Origin of the sequence: Nocardia noduli, from assembly GCF_019038455.1 — a bacterium.
GTDB classification, from domain to species: Bacteria; Actinomycetota; Actinomycetes; order Mycobacteriales; family Mycobacteriaceae; genus Nocardia; species Nocardia noduli.
In genome coordinates this window covers 23546-40663 of sequence record NZ_JAFMPL010000016.1, presented here as the reverse complement: position 1 = coordinate 40663, position 17118 = coordinate 23546, and the positions used below count along the sequence as shown (strand labels likewise).

The following is a 17118-nucleotide window of genomic DNA, read 5'->3' as shown; positions in this document are numbered from 1 at the left end:
CGTCCGAATACGAGAAAGGCCGCGTCCCCGAGGGGAGCGGCCTTTTTCCGACTGTCTACCGACGCCGGATGCGATCAGACGCGGCGACGAGTCTTCAGCAGGTCGAGCCGCTCCTTGAGCAGCTCCTCCAACTCGTCCTTGCTGCGACGCTCGAGCAGCATGTCCCAGTGTGTGCGCGGCGGCTTGACCTTCTTGGTCTCCTGGGTGGTGCCCTCGAGCAGGATGCCCTCCTGGCCGTTGCGGCACAGCCAGTTCGGGGGGATCTCGGCATCGTCGGCGAAGGGAACGTCGAATTCCTCGCCGTTGTCGGTGCGGTACCGGGCGATCCGACGCGGCGCCAAGTCGTGGTCGCGATCGGTCTCGTAGCTCACCGCTCCGAGCCGACTGCCCCGGAGTACGCGATCTGCCATGGTGTGCCTCTCCCTGTGTGCTCGAGTCCGTGTTGCGTTGCGTGTCGTGTTCGGACGAGCACGTCGCGCGCTCACCGGACCTTCGGTACAACGAACGGGTCTGTCTGAATAGTTCCCGCCTCGGCGACGGTGAACCGTGCAATTGTAGTGGTCGCGCCCCGTTCGCGTGCACACGCCCCGGGATATGTCCTGGATTGCCAAGCCTCGCAACGGCAATTACCACCGCTCCCGCGCGCGGCGCTATCGTGTGCGACGTGCCACACACGCCCAGGTCAGGCAATGCCACCGCTCAACGTCAATTGTCCTGCCTGTGGTGCGGGCGCGAAATAGTCGAATCGGAGGCCGGACGCCGTCGCCGGTACTGCAGGCAGTCGTGCCGTCAGCGCGCCTACGAGAATCGCAACAGCCTCAAGGGGACCGGAATTCCGGACGATTCGGTCGTGCTCAGCGCCCAGGAAGCCGCTGATCTGGCTGATCGCTGGTTCGCGGCGCGCTGCGCGGCCGAGGACGTCGCGATCGCGATCGAGGAGGGCGCCGAACACGCCGAACTCGCCGCGTTGAGCAAGACCCTGCTCGAACTCACCCGAGAGGCCGAACGACTGCGCTGAGCGCGGGTGCCGTGCCGGGTTGCGCGCGGATCAGGTCGCGACCGCGCAGGTAGACCAGGATCGTCAGTCCCGCGACCACGGCCACCAGTCCGGCGAACACCCCGAGGGTCGTGTCGTCGGGATGGATCAGCGACTGGGCGCGCATGGCCTGCCAGAAGACCAGTGCGAACAGACCCGTGTAGCCGAACGCGAGCACACCGATCAGTTCCGCGCGGGTGCGTTCGGCGCGTAACCAGGGCCGACGCGGCGCCAGCCAGGCCGTGACGATCACGGCCAGCAGCAGTATCTGGATGCCGTGCAGCCCGACGAAATGCGCGATCCTGAGGTCGCCGCCGGTCGTGCTCCAGTGCGTGATCGGCATACCGTCCGCGTCGCGAACGGCCTCGGTGCGGGACGCCGGATCGATCACCGTGTGCCCGGCGACCAATTCGACGATCTCGCCGTCGGCGTCGAGCACCCGCTGCTTACCGGTGAATCCCATCAGATACGCCTGGAACATCCCGAGTGCCGCCAGCGCCATTCCGGCGTGTATCGCTCGCGCGGTCGGCCGGTCGACCAGTCGCTGCCACGACAGGATCACCACGATGGCGAGATTCGCCAGGAACAACCCGGGCACGCCGGACATGAAGATCCGCTGTCCGATGACGTTGACCGCGTCGGATTCGGAACCGTTGAAATGGCTGAAGGTGCCGCGCGCGGCCTGGACGACGATGAATCCGACATCGACGACGCCGGTGACCGCGAAGACGGTGCCGAGCCACCAGGTGGCACGACTGCCACGGTGCGGCAGCGACAGCAACCACGCCAGCGTCAGCCCGTACGCGGCGAAGGCGAACCCGAATTTCAGGGGTTTTACCCAGACCGACTCGCCGAGCAGCACACGGTCGTCGACCAGGATGCCGCCGAGGGATACGACGACCAGCGTCGTCATCAGGGCGACCATGGCCAACAGCGGACGGTGCAAGCGACCGCCCCGGGGGATGAGCGAGGGAATGCGACGATACCGCCCCGGTGCGGAATCCGTTACGGCGGAATCGATATCACTGTTCGGCATAGACCGAAACTAGGAATCGCGCCCGCGCGAAGGCGTCCCGCCACGGGACCATTCGACGGTGATACCGCAGTACTGGTTCGGCGCGCGAACTACACCGAGGTATCGGGTCGGGAGACGACGAATGCCCGCGAACGCCGTTGTCCGCGAGCACTCATCAGGGCGCTGAGAACCGCTCGGTGCCTGCTCGCCCCTCATCGAACGCGCGGGCAGTCATCGGGAAATCAGGCCGGGAATCGGAAGGCGTCGATGCCGCGCTGGGCGAGCCAGGGCAGCGGGTCGATCTTGCCCGCCTCGGGGTCGTGGACTTCGTAGTGCAGGTGGGGGCCGGTGGACTGGCCGCGATTGCCGACCGTCGCGATGATGTCGCCGGCGCGCACTTCCTGGCCGACGGAGGCGAGGATGTCGTTGACGTGTCCGTAGACCCCGACGGTGCCGTCGTCCTGTTGCACGCGTACCCACAGGCCGAAACCGGTGGCCGGTCCCGCCTCGATGACGACGCCGTCGGTGACGGTCGCGATGGGAGCGCCGAGCGGCTCGCCGAAATCGATGCCGGCGTGCATCTCACCCCAGCGCATCCCGAAGTTGGAGGTCAGGATGCCGCCGACGGGACGAACCGTCTTGGGCCGCGCGGCCTCGACGGCGACGTGGTGCTGTTCGGCGATGTGCTGCTGTTCGGCGATGCGGTGCTGTTCGGCGAGCGCGGGGTCGGGCGCCGGCTGCGGTGTCCCCGGCTGGACGAAGGCGACGTTCTCGGCCGGTGCGGCCGGTGCGGCGAGGGTGTCGGCGGTGGTGGTGAGCGGGCCGGTCGCCACGGCGGCATCGGCGCCGTGCTTGTCGGCGCCGATGAGCACGCTGAGTGCGGCGCTGATGACGGCGGACACGGCGACTACACGAGTCGCGGTGCGGTGACGGCGGGGGAGGTCCGCGCCGGGCCGAAGCGAAGGTAACAGATCGGTCACGGGCATCACTCGAACGTACGGGACGTCTTCGAGGTCGCAGTAATCTTGTGGCTACCATCACGGGGCGGTAAAAGCCCAGTTGGTAGGTCACGACCGGGTAACAAAAACGCCGGTATGACGCCATGAGCTGGGAATTCGCTGATTTTCCGCGAATTGACCAGCGACCTCCCGGTTGGTCACACTCGTTAAGTGCCGACTAATGGAGTGCGTGCTCTGCAAGCCCTCGCCGACCCCACCCGGCGTGCGATTTTCGAGGCGCTGCCGCAGTCGCCCCGGTCGGTCGGCGAACTGGCCGCGGCCCTCGGTGTCACCAGTTCGGCGATCTCCCAGCATCTGCGGGTGCTCCGCGATGCCCGCCTGGTCATGGTCCGCGCCCAGGGCACCCGCCGCCTCTACTCGCTCGATCCGCGCGGCCTCGGCGACGCCCGCGACTATCTCGAACAGTTCTGGCCGAGCGCCCTCGCCGCCTACGCTTCGGCGCTCAGCGAAGCGCGGGTCGGCGCGGAGCCCGGGACCGACGGTTGAACCGCCGAGGCCCGAACCGGTCAGCCGACGCGGCGATACGGTGCGCGCCCGGATTCGGTCCCGGGCACGGTCCGCCGCGCGAGTTGTTTGTCGACCGCGTCCACGACCTCGCCGACATCGATACGCAACAGTCCGGCATCGGGTGTCTGGGCGTCCGGGTCACCGAGCTGTCCGGCCCACAACACCGCGTGCCTGGCGAGCAGATGCTGCGGCGGGCCGTTCCAGTGCGGTGGGGTCGGGCCGAACAGCAGTACCGTCCTGGTACCGAACGCGACGGCCAGACGGGCGACCCCGGTATCGCCGGAGATGACCAGTGCCGCCTCGGCGACGGTGGCGGCCACTTCGATCAGATTCTGCTCACCCGCGAGAACCCGCCCGACCGGCAGCCCGGCGCGCGCGGCGATACTCAACGCCAGGTCGCGTTCGGATTCGTCACCGGTGAGCACCACATCTCGGCCGAGGACGAGCAGGTGGCGCACCACGGCGGCGAACCGCTCGGCGGGCCAGCGGCGCGCGGGCGCGCTCGCCCCGACATGGACGACGACGCAGTCGCGATGACTGATCGTCGACACCGGCGGCACTAAACCGAGGTTGCGCCGATCCGCGCCGATACCGCCGGATTCGAGCAGGCGGCACCAGCGCTCCACCTCGTGGGTATCGGTGTGCCACACCGGGCCCGCGAGATCGGGGAACGCCGGATCGCGGTAACTCAGGATGCGCTTGGCCTCGGTTCTGCTCAGCGCGGCGATGCTCTCGGCGTCGGGACCGTGCAGATTGATCGCCAGTTCGGGCGGCGGTCCGTCCCAGCGCAACGCGGCGGGCTCCGAAGTGGGCACCAGGGTGTCCACGGACGCGATGAGGTCGATGATCGGCTTGAGGCGCTGCGGCGCGGCGAGCACGATGTGGTCGCGCGGCTGGGCCCGTCGCAGCGCACGAAGCGCCGGGACCGCGGTGAGCAACTCACCCAGCCCGCGTGCCTGCAGCACGAGTACTACCGCCACCCTCTACTCCTAGCCACCCGAAACCCGTCGACCGCCGCGCCCCGTCGCACCCGGTCGGTGCATACGACGAGAGTCACGAGTGATTACTTCCCCCGGGGCGGATCCGGTAAACGTCGGACGTGGCGGGGCGTCATCGATCGCGCGGGGCATCCGCGGCGGTAATCTCGCAGGTGACGGCACCTACAGCTGAAGGAGCATTCCATGGTCTCCAGGCTCAATCCGTACATCTCTTTCGGCGAGACCGCGCGCGCGGCGCTCGAGTTCTATCGCGATGTGTTCGGCGGCACGCTGACCGTCAACACGTTCGGCGATTTCGGTGACAAGGAGGCGGAGGGCGCCGATCTGGTCATGCACGGCATGCTCGAAACCCCCGGCGGATTCACGTTGATGGCGGCCGACACTCCGCCCGGCATGGAATACACGCCGGGCAGCAGTATCTCGGTCAGCCTCAGCGGTGACGACGCCACCGAATTGCGCGGCTACTGGGAGAAATTGGTATCCGGCGGCACCGTCGCGGTACCGCTGGAGAAGCAGATGTGGGGCGACGAATTCGGTATGTGTCTCGACCGTTTCGGAATCTCCTGGATGGTGAACATTTCGGCGGAATCCGCGTAGCCGGGCCGGTCAGAGTGGGGGACACCACTCGGCGCGTTCATCAGCAAATCGCCAGATAACCTTTGCTCCGAGGCATAACATCGGGGTCATGACCACAAATAGCGTGCTGGAGGGCCCTCTCGCGTCGCTGGCGAAGAGTGCCTGGCAATCGGTTCTGGTCATCGGCGTTCTGTCGGTGATCCTCGGCATCATGATGCTGGTGTGGCCCGGCCCCACCCTGGTGGTCGCCGGCATCCTCTTCGGTATCTATCTGGTCGTGACCGGCGTCCTGCAACTGGTCGCGGCGTTCGGCACCAGCGCGAGTGCGGGCATGCGGGTGCTGCTGTTCGTCACCGGCGTGCTGTGCATCATCGTCGGGATCTTCTGCTTCCGCGACGAACTCGCCTCGATCATGCTGCTCGGCCTGTGGATCGGCATCGGCTGGCTGTTCCGCGGCATCGCGATCCTGATGGGCGCGATCTCGGAGCCGGTGCCGGGTCGCGGGTGGCAGATCTTCTTCGGCATCCTCACGGCCATCGCGGGCGTGGTGCTGATCGTGTGGCCGATCACCTCGACGACGACGCTGGTTCTCGTCGCGGGCATCTGGCTGATCGTGCTCGGCGTCATGGAGGTGATCACGTCCTTCGGCATCAGGAAGGACGCGAAGGGTATTCCGGCCGGTGTCTGATCACCGGTCGTAGCGGGCGCTCCGGCCGGTGATCGATATCGGCCGGACCGTTTCCGCGCACTCGGTCGAAAGCTTCGCCGTACAGGTGTGAACAGTTCTCGGCGATTCACTGGCTAATGGTTGGCAAATATGCTGTGCTCGCTACGTGAACCAAGTCCACTTGGGGCACGTATTCCACCTCGCCGGACGTCCCACCGTCCAGGACGCGGCGGATGCGCTGGTCTCCCTGCCGAATGGCGCGCTGATCGTCGCCGGCGACGGTCGAATCGTCTACTGCGGTGACAGTGACGACATTCCCGCCGAATTCCGGGGGGACGAGATCGTCGACCACCGTCCCGGATTTCTGCTGCCCGGTTTCGTCGACACCCATATCCATTTTCCCCAGACCTTCGCGGGCGACGCCTACGGCGGCGGCCAACTGCTCGAATGGCTCGACCAGTGCATCTATCCGGCCGAATCCCGATTCGCCGATCCCGAATACGCGCGGATCGCGGCCGCCGAATTCTGTGCGCGCCGGATCGCAGCGGGCACAACGGCCGCGATGGTATTCGGCTCGGCTTTCCGGCACGCCCAGGACGCGCTGTTCGCCGAAACACATCGCCGGGGTCTGCGCGTGGTCAGCGGCCGGGGCATCCAGACCGTCGGCGGGGAATCGGTGGCCCCGCTGCTGATCCCCGAACAGGACGTGGTCCGGCTGACGCGCGCGGAGATCGACGCCTGGCACGGCGCCGACACCGGTGACGTCGACACCGCGCTGCTGCACGTCGCGGTGATCCCCCGATTCTCGCTCTCGGTGACCACGCGGACCCTGTTCGAACTCGGAGAACTGTACGAGTCGGTCCGCGACCGCGGCGTGTACTTCCACACCCATCTCAACGAGAACAATCGGCCGGGCACCGGCGAGGTCGACACCACCAAAACCGTCTACGGGGTGAATTCCTACCTCGACACCTACGACGGCAGATTCCTGCCCGGGTCGGCGGTGGGCGGACGGAGCATGCTGGGGCGGCGCAGCATCTTCGCGCATTCGGTGCACTGCCAGGACGGTGAACTCGAGCGGATGGCCGCCACCGGCAGTTCGATCGCGCACTGTCCTGTCTCGCAGCAATTCCTGGGCTCGGGGACGATGCCGTGGACGCGCACGGTCGCCACGGGGGTGAACGTGGCCGTCGGCACCGATTTCGGCGGTGGCGACGAATGGTCGATTCCCCGGGTGCTGTCGGCGGCGTTCAAGGTCCACATCTCCGAACCCGGCACGGACGCGATATCGATGCATCCGGCGCAGATGTTGTTCACCGGAACGCTGGCCGGGGCGCGCGCCCTGGACATGGAGAACCGGTTCGGCAATTTCGATATCGGCAAGGAAGCGGATTTCCTGGTCGTCGACCCGGAGGGAACCCCGGCGCTCGCGGGCAGGCTGACACACGGTGTCCGGGCCGACGATCCGGTCCTGGCCCGGGACCAGACGCTGTTCACCCTGCTCATGGAGATGGACGAGACCACGATCGCCCGGGTCTACGTGCAGGGTCGTCGGATCGACGACGACTAGCGTGCGCCGATGAACGCGACCGCGGTCACCGTATTCCACCGCCCGGCCGACGCGACGGCGTTCCGTACCTGGCTGGCGCGGCTGGCCGAAATCGCCGCCGCCGCCGAAGGTTTCGTGGAGGCGTGCCGTGCGGCGGACGCCGAGCCGCCGTTGGAACCTGGATTGAGCGTCACCTTCCGCACGGCGCGGGCGGCCGACGAATTCCTGGATTCACCGCGGCGGGCCTCGGTGCTGGCCGAGGGGGAGTCGCTCGGATTCCACCGCCGCAGCACCGACCTGATCATCGTCGACGGGCAATTGCCGCCACCGGGCGTCGGGGTGTTCCAGCACACGGTGTCGCCGGGCAAGGAATCCGATTTCGTGGCGACCGAAGCACGCCTGGTGACGTTGAGCGCCACCTTCCCCGGATTCGACGGCGCCGCCCTCTTCCATACCGGCGGCGCCGGTCGCTGGTGTTCGGTCTTGAGGTTCCGGACGCCCGAACACCTGTCGGCGTGGATGCGTTCGGAACAGCGCGCCGCCGCGCTGCCCGCCCTGCGCTCGGAACTCGCCGAAGATTTCTCGGTGGTCGCGCACACCACGCCGTTCGGATCGACCCTGCGCACCGTCGACGGCGAAACCCGCGTGACCCCGACGTGGAAGATCGCCATGCTCGTGCTGCTCGTGCTCTATCCCACGGTCATGACGCTGTCCCGATTCCTGGGGCCGATCCTCGACGCGGCGGGCGCGCCGCCCTGGCTTGCCATGTGGCTGAGTCAGATCGTCAGCGTCGCCCTGATGAGCTGGATCCTGTCGCCCGCGGTCGCCGTGTGCTTCCGTCGCTGGCTGGACCCGGTCGACGGCGCGGGCAAGCGGATCAGCGCCCTGGGCGCGGCAGTCGTCGCGGTCGTCTACGCGCTGACACTGCTGCTGTTCGCCTCGGTCAAGTGGCTCCAGTACTGGGACTACACCTGATCACGTACGGGGGCGGATCCTCGCTCAACCACCGGTGGTCGCGGGTAGCACCTCGTCGATCACCCGCAGCGCGTCGATCGCCCGCGGATACCCGATGAACGGCAGGAGCGCGGTCACCACGTCGATCAGGGTGACGCGGTCGTTGCCGACGTTGCGGTTCGCGCGGACATGGCCCGCGGCCTGTGGTTCGCAGCCGCCGAGCGAGACGATCATCGCGAAGGTGATCAATTCGCGGGTGCCCACGTCGAGCCCGCCGCGCGTGTAGTAGTCGCCGAAGCAGTTCGCCGACAGATAGCGCTGGATATGCGCCTGATCCGAGGGCGCCGACGCGTACATGTCGGTGACCGTGTCGTCGCCGACGCACCGCTTCTGCGCGGCGAGCCCGTCGTCGTGGCGGGTGTGCGGTGTCGTGGTCGATTGCGGTGCCAGAGGCAGCGCGATGCCACGTTCGGTCATGACCTCGTTCGTCGCGTGCACGAAATCGAACACCCGCGCCATCCCGACGTAGGCGACGGCCTGGTAGACGATCTCCTTGACCTGCACGGCGGTGACCCCGACGGTCAGCGCGGCGCCGAGCATGACGCGGTATTCCGAGACCGCGCCCGTGGCGATCATCGACGCCAACTGGACGATCAGGCGGGTCGGGACGTCCAGTGCGATATCGCGCAGGACCTCGTCGAAGGCGAAGTTGTCGAAGATCTCGATCAACTCGGGATCGGTCACTGTCAGGCTCGAGACGTGGCCGGGGAACAGCATGTCGTGAGTGCGCTGGGCTTGTTCGTTGACGGGCACGATGAAATCCCTCCGTGTCGGCATCGGGTGCTTTCGTGAACCTGCTCTTCGTGATCCGCAGCGGTGCCCGATCGACGCTACGGCCTCGACCGCGCGTGGAGGAGGTTCTGGCGTTACCCGGAAGGTCGGGCACTACCACGCGCGTGTCGCGCGGTGGGGCTGCCGGCAGTCCTGTCGGCTCGGCGGCTCGGCGCCGAACAGATCGTCCTCGGGGGACGTCACCGCGACCGGACCGCTCTCGAGCGCGAATTCGGCGCGCTGTTCGGCCGCAACCTCACCCTGAGCGGCGGCCCCGCTCCCGTGCGCGCGTATATCGATGAACCGCTCGGCCGAATGTCGGTGTCCGCGTTTACCATCCATGGGTGCCCATTTCCCGTGACGCCCTGATCGGCTATGCCGAGCGCGATCTCGAAGCCGATCTGACCCGATGGTTCCCCGACCGGCCGCCGGTCGAGGTCCCCGAGGACACCCGCCCGATCACCGACTTCCAGCAGCGGCTGGCCGACGAACACGCGACGGCGCTCGGGGCGCTCGATCGTCTCGTGCGTTCGGGCGGTATGCCGCAGGTTCTCGACATCCACGACTGGAGTTACGGTTTCGACTTCGCGGCCAACGACTGCGGAATTCGCGACAGCGACTACGAGACCGAACTCACCGACGATGACATCTACTCGGTCGGCGCGGACGGCGGCGGCAACCTGTACGTCGTGCTGACCAACGGTCAGATCGCCGTCTGGTTCCACGAAGAGGAAGTGCTGGAAGGCAATACGCGATTCGACGATCTCGACGTCTTCCTGTGGCACGCGGTCCGCTACCACGCCGTCCGGGCCGGGAAACTCGACCGCGCCGAGGTGGAAGCGGATTTCCTCGCACTCGGTCAGGACGGCGCCCTGGTGCCGGAACTCGGACTGCTGCACACCATGTTCCCCAGGGAGCAATTCGCCTGAGCGCGGCCGGATCTCGCGCGTATCCTGGAACCACTTCGAGGGTGGGAGCAGGCCGTGAAACGTTTCGTATTCCTGATCATCGCGATCGTCGTCGCCGCGTCGACACTCGACTACGTCGGATCGTCGGGCTATTACGGGCTGGTCGTGGTGGGCGGGATCATCGCCGCGTTCCTGCTGTTCGAGAAGGCGGTGAGCTGACCGGCGCGAGCGACCGTGCGGGTCGCCCGGCACAGGTCCGGGCGACCCTCGATCACACGCCCGCGTGGGTCTCCGAGCTCGCCACCGCGCCCGGTCGCGCGAATCTGCCCGCGGCGTCGAGCGCGGCGAGGGCCTGGGCGTAGGAGGCGATCAGGCCGGTCTGGAGATAGGGGATGTCGCGTTCGGCGCAGAACTGTTCCACGATCGGCTGAGCCCGACGCAGGTTGGGGCGCGGCATGGACGGGAACAGGTGATGTTCGACCTGGTAGTTCAGCCCGCCCATCGCCGTATCGATGATCGGTCCGCCGATGACATTGCGGGAAGTGAGCACCTGCCGACGCAGGAAATCCACCGAGTTGCCCTCGTGCAGCACCTCCATGCCCTTGTGGTTCGGGGCGAAGGTGCAGCCCATGTAGAGGCCGAAAAGCCCCTGCTGGACGGCGATGAACACCAGCCCGTTCACCGGTGAGAGCACCAGGAAGACCGTCGCGAGATATCCCACGAAATGGGCGGCGAGCAGTGCGCCCTCCAGCACCCGGTTCGGGATCGGCCAGCGCAGCACCGCCCTGACGCTCGCGAAATGCAGACTGCCCGCTTCCAGCAGCAGCAATGGGAAGAACAGCCACGCCTGGTATCGGAAGATGAATCGGCGGAAGGTGCGGTCGGTCCGGGCGCGTTCACCGGAATAGGCGAGCACGCCCATCACGTCGGGGTCGGCGCCCTCGGTATTGGGGTGGGCGTGGTGGCGATTGTGATTGGCCACCCACCAGCCGATACTCAAACCGATCGCGAGATTTCCCGCGATCGCCCCGAACGCGTAATTGGCCTTGCGGTTGGCGAAGATCTGCTTGTGGCCGGCGTCGTGTCCGAGGAACGCGAGCTGGGCGAAGACCGCCGCGAGGAAGGCGGCGACGCCGAGCTGCCACCACGAATCGCCCAGCAGGACGAACGCCGTCCATCCGCCGACGAACGCCAGCGCCGTCAGCGCGATGCGCCACGTGTAGTACCGCGAACGCCGATCCAACAGTCCGGCCTCGCGAACACGGCGCAGCAGGACCGAGAATTCGCTGCCACGCGTCTTGGTCTGCGGCCCGGTCGATGTCGGTGACTGTTCGCTCACGTCGTCGCGGTCCTCCGCGACCAGCGCGCTCGTCCCGGCGCCGGAACTCGGCGTCACCCGATCGGCAGTGCTGTCAATTACCACGGGTGGCCTGCACATCCCTATGCGTCATTGTCGGTTCGGGCTGCGACTGTCCGTCCGTCGAGCCTGCGCAGACCCTAGCGGGCCGCGGGAAATACGCAAATCGCACCCCGCGCCTCCGACACCAGTATCCAGCGAATACACCACCGTCGGGTGAACTCCAGGTCGCGCGATGACACATTCCGGTGACGTTTCCGCTGTCGGCGTCGCCGAGGAGCCCTCCGAGCCCGGCACGGACGCGCTGAGCGCCCTCACCGACCCTGCGGCGGCGCCGCACCGGAGGACGGCAACGCCACGTCGGCGACCTGGAGCAGCCCCTTCCGCTCGCTCGCCGTTTCCAGGGTGAACCGCGCGGATCTGCCGGTGATGTGCAGGCAGCCGATCGAGTTGCCGAAATGCGGCCCGCTGACCTTGTTCCACCGGACCGGATCCGGCGAGATCCCACGCCGATCCGCCAGCCATCGCAATGCCGAGGCGAGCGGTTTCGCCCACGAGAGCGCGAACGCGGGGCGCAGGTACCCGGGTGGATCGTTGTGCACGGGTGAGCACACCAGTTGCAGCACATCGGATTCGGTCGGATCCGGGTAGGTGGCGCGCGCGGCGTAGCTGTGGTGTACGTCCCCCGACAGCACGCAGATCGTGCTCGGTGCGCCGGGCGCGGTGCCGATCCGGTGGATCAGATCCGCGAGATGTTCGAACGACGCGCGGAACGCGGGCCAGTGTTCGAGATCGGCTGCCTGCCTGACCTTCTCGCCGAGCCGTCCCCGCCATCCCGGCAGACCCGCCGCGCGCTCGTTGAGCGACTGGAAGTGGCTCAACGATGGCGGCATCAGCCACGGCAGCGACGATCCGATCAGCAGGTGGTCGACATCGCCCGCGGCGTTGTCCTCGATCCAGGCGAATTCCTCGGCGCCGACCATGAGCCGCTGACCGTCGAGGATGCGGCCGTTGCGGGTATCGATCACCAGCAGGCGGATCCGGCCGAAATCGCGCCGGTAACTCCACCGGGTGGGTTTACGGCCGTCGAGTTCCTTGTCGGCCCGTCCGGCGAAATCCTCGAGCAGGTCACGCACGTCACCGTCGGCCGCGCTGATCTCGCGGAACAGTTCGTCGTCCGCCAATTCCGTCGGTCCGAAGTTACCCAGATGCTGGTAGACCCAGTACGAGGCGAGTCCGGCGCGAATGCGTTTGTCCCACCACGGTTTCTCCGCCATCTGCGCACGCCAGGTCAGCGAGGTGTTCCAATCGTCGCGCACGTCGTGGTCGTCGAAGATCATCGAGGTCGGCACCGTCGACATCAGCCAGCGGATCTCCGGATCCGACCACGACTCGTGATAGAGCTCGCCGTACTCCCGGAACGAGACCACTTCGTCCCGCGGTTCCTCTTCGCCGCGTCGCCGCGCCAGCCATTCCCGCATATGCGGCGTCGGTTCGTCGGCGTAGACCTGGTCACCCAGCAGTACCAGCGCGTCGGGCCACCGATCCTCGGGCAGCAGCTTCATGCGCAACGCGTAGGCGTCCAGCGCGTCGGGGCCGAGCCGGTCGGCCTCCAGCGCGCCGGGGGCGGACTTGGCGGCCCGGCACGAGCCGAACAGGATCGTCTCGACGGTCCCCGTGCGGATGCGGCTCGGCGGGAAATCCGACCCGGGTTCCGGCCACACCGCCGCCCCGTCGAGACGCACCTCGTACCGGATCGACGCGTCGGGTTCGAGACCGTCGATGACGACCAACGCGAAATGCTGCTCGCCGACCTGGAATGTTCTGGAGCTTCGCCCCAGGATCACCACTTCGCACGAACCGTTCGTTTCCACCCACACGGTCGCCGATGTCGCATCGACGTGACGCAACACCGGGCCGAGCACCAACTCCGGCATGTGCACGACGTTACGTCGCCCGGTCGTGTGAGGCGCGGCGAAAGCCGATGCCGGATCGGAGATGACGGAAATGTGACGTCCCTGGGCGGCGGGGACTTTCCGCACGGGGGATCTCGTTGTACCGGTAGTCGATATGAGGAGGTCATGTGGCACAGGAATACAACCGGAATCCCGCGGCGGCGGCCCTGTCGCCGGAGCAGTACCACGTCACCCAGGAGAACGGCACCGAACGGCCGTTCACCGGTGAGTACTGGGACAATCACGAGCCGGGTATCTACGTCGACGTGGTATCGGGTGAGCCGTTGTTCGCCTCGGTCGACAAATTCGACAGTGGATCGGGATGGCCGAGTTTCACCAAGCCGATCGATTCCGCGAACGTGGTCGAGAAGCGCGACCTCAGTCATCTGATGGTCCGCACCGAGGTGCGTTCGACCCACGGTGACAGCCATCTCGGGCACGTGTTCACCGACGGTCCGCGCGAGGCGGGCGGGCTGCGATACTGCATCAACTCGGCGGCGCTGCGCTTCATCCGCCTCGACGACCTCGAGGCGCAGGGTTACGGGCAGTACCGGACTATTTTCACGAAGGAGGACGCGTGAGCGAGACGCGGAAGGCGATTCTGGCCGGTGGATGTTTCTGGGGCATGCAGGACCTGATCCGCAAGCGCCCCGGGGTGGTGTCGACGCGGGTCGGCTACACCGGAGGACAGAACGACCACCCCACCTACCGCAACCATCCGGGTCACGCGGAGGCCGTGGAGATCGAGTACGACCCCGCGCGGACCGACTACCGGGCGTTGCTGGAGTTCCTGTTCCAGATCCACGATCCGACCACCAGGGATCGTCAGGGCAACGACATCGGCTCCAGCTACCGGTCGGCGATCTTCTATCTCGACGACGACCAGAAGAGCGTCGCCCTGGACACCATCGCCGACGTGGACGCCTCCGGCCTGTGGCCGGGCAAGGTGGTCACCGAGGTGACCCCGGCGGGTGCGTTCTGGGACGCCGAGCCCGAGCACCAGGACTACCTGGAGAAGTTCCCGAACGGCTACACCTGCCACTACCCGCGCCCGGACTGGAAGCTGCCCAAGCGGCAGACCACCGGCTCGTGATGTTCCGGTAGGCACGAAAACGACCGCACCACCCGATCGGGTGGTGCGGTCGTTTTCGTCGGACACCGGGTTACCGCGCATCCCACATCACGAGACCGTCGCTGCCTAGACTTGCCGCTCATGCGACTGAGCACGCGCAATCAACTCGACGGCACGGTGGTCTCGGTGACCCGAGGGGAGGCGATGGCCGTCGTTCGCGTCCGGCTCACCGGCGGCGACGAGATCACCTCCTCCATCACCCGCGACGCGGTGGACGACCTCGGCCTCGCCGAAGGCATCTCGGTCAAGGTCCTCATCAAGTCGACCGAGGTGAGCCTCGGCGTCGAATAGCGGCGCTGCGCCCCGTCGGATTTCCGGTCTCCGGAGTTCGTCGGCGGGCGCTGATATCGTCCGGCCATGCTGATCGACGGGGCGGGGCAGGACGCGCACGGAGTGGAATCGACCGAGCGCGTGCTCGAGATCGTGCGACGGGATCCCGACGCGTCCGTACTCGACTACCGGAACATCCCGTGGGTCGCGGGAACGCGACGTCCGATGACGCCGGACAGGCTGGGGGAGTTGGTCTTTCCCTCCGGACGGCCGCTGTCGCCGAGCCTGCGGGCGTGGCTGGCCTACGACACGACATTGCTCGAGCGCCACGGGTGGTTCGACGCCGACGGAGGTCTCGCCCCGCGACCGCTGGACGAGTTGGTCGACGCGGAACTGGGTCCGCCGTGGGCGTCGGAATTCGCCCCGTTGGCGCGACGTTTCCCCGAATGTTTCCTCCTGCCGGGCGGTTCGGACTCCCGCCGGGTACTGGCCGTGGGCGATCCCGATTCCACGGGGGAATATCCGGTACTCGCCGTCGATGTGGACGACCTGCCGTTCGTCGGCCTCATGTATCCCGGTTTCGACGTCTACCTGGCGCACACCGCGGGTCTGTTCACCGCCGAATTCCCGACCTATACGGCCCTTTTCGATCACGAGGCGTACGGCCGCCGCATGCGCGAGCACGCGACGCTGCGATTCGGCGGCGACTCCTGTGCCGAGTGGCCCTTCTGAGCAGAGAAGGGTCAGCCGACCTTCGCCCGTTCCCCGGCGAGAGCAGGCTCGCCGATCGGCGCCTGTCCGTCCGCGTCGTCGGGTACCTCGGAACCAGCCCGTCCGGAGGTGCCGCGCAGGAACAGCGCGGCCGCACCGAACAGGACCAGCGTCATCACCAGGTACGCGTTGCGGAACAGCACTTCGAACGGTCCGCGGATATCGAGGACGGTGTCCATGGTCGGTCCGAAGTAATGCAGCAGTCCGCCGGACACCGTGACGCCCGCGCCGACCAGCAGCAGGGGAGCGAGGACGCCGCGACGCCGCACCGCCACCTCGCCGAGGCAGATCAGCAGCGGCGCGACCCACACCCAGTGGTGCACCCAGCTGTACGGTGACACGGCGGTGGTGGTGAGACCGCAGAGCACGACCGCGTGCAACTCGTATCCCCGCAGCGACAGGCGCCGCGCCAGGTACAGGCAGAGCGCCGCGAACGAGGCCGCGCCCGCCAACCACAGCAGTTGGTGGCCGCCGTCGACGCCCACCGCCCTGGCGATCATGCCGCGCAGCGATTCGTTGGACAGATTCTCCGGCAGCCCGACGCGCGCCGGGTCGGCGAACGCTCCGCTCCAGAAAGTCAGCGAGTCCTTCGGCAACGCGGCGAACCCGAGCAGGACCGTCGCGGCGAACGAGCCGGTCGCGACGGCGGCGGCCCGGTAGCGGCGGGTGACCAGCAGGTAGAGCACGAAGAACGCGGGGGTCAGTTTGATCCCGGCGGCGATGCCGGTGAGGACGCCTTTGCCGCGCGCGGAATCGGGCAGTGCCATATCCGCGAGTACGAGCAGCAGCAGAAGTATGTTGATCTGCCCGAAGCCCATGGTGCTGCGCACCGGCTCACACCACAGCAATATTCCGGCGACCCCGATGCCCGCGAATGCCAGGCGCAGGTCGCGGCGGTAACCGAGCATCCACAGCGCGGCCCAGGACGAGGCCGCGAGCATCGCGAAATTGCCGAACCCGCCAACGAACGTGTAGAGGTCGCCGCTCAGCCCGCCCAACGGGACGAACAGCAGCGCGGCGAACGGTGTGTAGACGAATTCCCAGACACCGCGGGTATTGCCGAGCAGCGGGGTGTCGTAGACGGAATCGCCGTCCGCGACCCGGTTGCCCGCGATCTGATACACGCTCAGATCCTTGAGGTGCATGAGCACCTGCGGCAGGTCGAACACCATTTTCAGATACCAGCCGCCCGCGATCGCGCCGACGACGAGAATCGCCAGGTACGCGGGGGTGCCGAGGGAACGTCGTCGTGGTGAGTCCGGGTCCGAGACGGTTGTTTCGGCTTCGGCGATCATCGACAACGGCACGCTCACTCCCTGCGTTCGGCTCCTGATTCGCGTTCCCACGCTAGCCGCACGGTGCGTATCGCGACCGTGCGGTGGGGTCTTCGCCATTCTGGCAAACATTCAGCACATTCTCCTGTTCGGTCCTTCACCAAAACTGAATGAATCTCGTAGGAAAGCTTGGTTGTTCTCCACTCGGCCGCTGTGCACACTCACTTCGGAGCGCAGAGGCGCGTTCGATTCGAAGATCACGAAGGGAGCGGCACATGAACGTCGGGCATTCCACGTCC

At 67.1% G+C, this 17118-nt stretch carries 20 protein-coding genes; 12 read left to right on the top strand and 8 right to left on the bottom strand.

The window, feature by feature from the left end; genetic code table 11:
- Positions 1-74: 74 nt before the first annotated feature.
- Positions 75-410, bottom strand: coding sequence for an RNA polymerase-binding protein RbpA (locus JZ792_RS12445; protein WP_109530567.1), 336 nt, complete (start codon positions 408-410; stop codon positions 75-77).
- Between the two features lie 254 nt (positions 411-664).
- Between JZ792_RS12445 and JZ792_RS12440 the strand changes: the two genes are divergently transcribed.
- Positions 665-1018, top strand: coding sequence for a hypothetical protein (locus JZ792_RS12440; RefSeq protein ID WP_109530646.1), 354 nt, complete (start codon positions 665-667; stop codon positions 1016-1018).
- Here JZ792_RS12440 and JZ792_RS12435 read toward each other — a convergent pair.
- Together JZ792_RS12435 and JZ792_RS12430 are read right to left on the bottom strand one after the other, a co-directional pair.
- On the bottom strand, positions 990-1961 hold the full coding sequence (locus JZ792_RS12435) for a hypothetical protein (RefSeq protein ID WP_254189720.1): 972 nt from the start codon (positions 1959-1961) through the stop codon (positions 990-992). The two genes, JZ792_RS12440 and JZ792_RS12435, sit on opposite strands and share 29 nt — an antisense overlap.
- Positions 1962-2293: 332 nt before the next feature.
- Positions 2294-3037, bottom strand: coding sequence for a M23 family metallopeptidase (locus JZ792_RS12430; protein ID WP_216910161.1), 744 nt, complete (start codon positions 3035-3037; stop codon positions 2294-2296).
- 183 nt (positions 3038-3220) lie between these two features.
- Between JZ792_RS12430 and JZ792_RS12425 the strand changes: the two genes are divergently transcribed.
- A complete protein-coding gene (locus tag JZ792_RS12425) occupies positions 3221-3556 on the top strand; it encodes an ArsR/SmtB family transcription factor (RefSeq protein ID WP_216910159.1) in 336 nt (111 codons plus the stop codon).
- Between the two features lie 20 nt (positions 3557-3576).
- On the opposite strand, the gene JZ792_RS12420 is transcribed toward JZ792_RS12425, so the two are convergent.
- Positions 3577-4557, bottom strand: coding sequence for a glycosyltransferase family 9 protein (locus JZ792_RS12420; RefSeq protein ID WP_216910157.1), 981 nt, complete (start codon positions 4555-4557; stop codon positions 3577-3579).
- 201 nt (positions 4558-4758) lie between these two features.
- Here JZ792_RS12420 and JZ792_RS12415 point away from each other — a divergent pair, with 201 nt between their 5' ends.
- From JZ792_RS12415 to JZ792_RS12400, 4 genes are all read left to right on the top strand, one after another.
- Complete coding sequence (locus tag JZ792_RS12415; protein ID WP_216910155.1) at positions 4759-5172, top strand: VOC family protein; 414 nt, start codon at positions 4759-4761, stop codon at positions 5170-5172.
- Positions 5173-5260: 88 nt separating this feature from the next.
- Positions 5261-5839 (top strand): HdeD family acid-resistance protein, encoded by a 579-nt coding sequence (locus JZ792_RS12410; RefSeq protein ID WP_216910153.1) that lies wholly within the window; start codon positions 5261-5263, stop codon positions 5837-5839.
- Between the two features lie 145 nt (positions 5840-5984).
- A complete protein-coding gene (locus JZ792_RS12405; protein ID WP_216910151.1) occupies positions 5985-7388 on the top strand; it encodes an amidohydrolase family protein in 1404 nt (467 codons plus the stop codon).
- Positions 7389-7397: 9 nt separating this feature from the next.
- The gene (locus JZ792_RS12400; protein WP_216910149.1) at positions 7398-8342 is read left to right on the top strand and encodes an antibiotic biosynthesis monooxygenase; all 945 of its coding nucleotides are present in this window, start codon (positions 7398-7400) and stop codon (positions 8340-8342) included.
- 24 nt (positions 8343-8366) lie between these two features.
- On the opposite strand, the gene JZ792_RS12395 is transcribed toward JZ792_RS12400, so the two are convergent.
- Entirely contained in the window at positions 8367-9134 is a 768-nt protein-coding gene (locus JZ792_RS12395) for a carboxymuconolactone decarboxylase family protein (protein ID WP_308165274.1), read from the bottom strand.
- Positions 9135-9496: 362 nt separating this feature from the next.
- Here JZ792_RS12395 and JZ792_RS12390 point away from each other — a divergent pair, with 362 nt between their 5' ends.
- A complete protein-coding gene (locus tag JZ792_RS12390) occupies positions 9497-10081 on the top strand; it encodes a hypothetical protein (RefSeq protein ID WP_216910145.1) in 585 nt (194 codons plus the stop codon).
- Between the two features lie 54 nt (positions 10082-10135).
- Positions 10136-10279, top strand: coding sequence for a hypothetical protein (locus tag JZ792_RS12385; protein ID WP_157978982.1), 144 nt, complete (start codon positions 10136-10138; stop codon positions 10277-10279).
- A gap of 52 nt (positions 10280-10331) precedes the next feature.
- Here the strand turns inward: JZ792_RS12385 and JZ792_RS12380 are convergent, their stop codons facing one another.
- Entirely contained in the window at positions 10332-11483 is a 1152-nt protein-coding gene (locus tag JZ792_RS12380; protein WP_308165273.1) for a fatty acid desaturase family protein, read from the bottom strand.
- Positions 11484-11731: 248 nt separating this feature from the next.
- A complete protein-coding gene (locus tag JZ792_RS12375; protein WP_216910141.1) occupies positions 11732-13354 on the bottom strand; it encodes an alkaline phosphatase D family protein in 1623 nt (540 codons plus the stop codon).
- A gap of 146 nt (positions 13355-13500) precedes the next feature.
- Between JZ792_RS12375 and msrB the strand changes: the two genes are divergently transcribed.
- The 4 genes from msrB to JZ792_RS12355 all read left to right on the top strand — a co-directional run bounded on the left by msrB (position 13501) and on the right by JZ792_RS12355 (position 15506).
- The gene (gene msrB, locus JZ792_RS12370; protein ID WP_216910139.1) at positions 13501-13953 is read left to right on the top strand and encodes a peptide-methionine (R)-S-oxide reductase MsrB; all 453 of its coding nucleotides are present in this window, start codon (positions 13501-13503) and stop codon (positions 13951-13953) included.
- Positions 13950-14465 (top strand): peptide-methionine (S)-S-oxide reductase MsrA, encoded by a 516-nt coding sequence (gene msrA / locus JZ792_RS12365; RefSeq protein WP_216910137.1) that lies wholly within the window; start codon positions 13950-13952, stop codon positions 14463-14465. Before msrB ends, msrA begins: the two co-directional genes overlap by 4 nt.
- Positions 14466-14585: 120 nt before the next feature.
- Positions 14586-14795 (top strand): TOBE domain-containing protein, encoded by a 210-nt coding sequence (locus JZ792_RS12360; protein ID WP_216910135.1) that lies wholly within the window; start codon positions 14586-14588, stop codon positions 14793-14795.
- Between the two features lie 66 nt (positions 14796-14861).
- On the top strand, positions 14862-15506 hold the full coding sequence (locus tag JZ792_RS12355; RefSeq protein WP_216910133.1) for a hypothetical protein: 645 nt from the start codon (positions 14862-14864) through the stop codon (positions 15504-15506).
- A gap of 11 nt (positions 15507-15517) precedes the next feature.
- Here JZ792_RS12355 and JZ792_RS12350 read toward each other — a convergent pair whose 3' ends face one another.
- Entirely contained in the window at positions 15518-16858 is a 1341-nt protein-coding gene (locus JZ792_RS12350) for a glycosyltransferase 87 family protein (protein ID WP_308165272.1), read from the bottom strand.
- Positions 16859-17118 lie beyond the last annotated feature (260 nt).

Excerpts from the sequence above, each read along its gene's own strand:
- JZ792_RS12445 (WP_109530567.1), bottom strand. The coding sequence starts at position 410 with ATGGCAGATCGCGTACTCCGGGGCAGTCGGCTCGGAGCGGTGAGCTAC.
- JZ792_RS12430 (WP_216910161.1), bottom strand. The coding sequence starts at position 3,037 with ATGCCCGTGACCGATCTGTTACCTTCGCTTCGGCCCGGCGCGGACCTC.
- JZ792_RS12375 (WP_216910141.1), bottom strand. The coding sequence starts at position 13,354 with ATGCCGGAGTTGGTGCTCGGCCCGGTGTTGCGTCACGTCGATGCGACA.
- JZ792_RS12435 (WP_254189720.1), bottom strand. The coding sequence starts at position 1,961 with ATGGTCGCCCTGATGACGACGCTGGTCGTCGTATCCCTCGGCGGCATC.
- JZ792_RS12360 (WP_216910135.1), top strand. The coding sequence starts at position 14,586 with ATGCGACTGAGCACGCGCAATCAACTCGACGGCACGGTGGTCTCGGTG.
- JZ792_RS12400 (WP_216910149.1), top strand. The coding sequence starts at position 7,398 with ATGAACGCGACCGCGGTCACCGTATTCCACCGCCCGGCCGACGCGACG.
- JZ792_RS12410 (WP_216910153.1), top strand. The coding sequence starts at position 5,261 with ATGACCACAAATAGCGTGCTGGAGGGCCCTCTCGCGTCGCTGGCGAAG.
- JZ792_RS12415 (WP_216910155.1), top strand. The coding sequence starts at position 4,759 with ATGGTCTCCAGGCTCAATCCGTACATCTCTTTCGGCGAGACCGCGCGC.
- JZ792_RS12355 (WP_216910133.1), top strand. The coding sequence starts at position 14,862 with ATGCTGATCGACGGGGCGGGGCAGGACGCGCACGGAGTGGAATCGACC.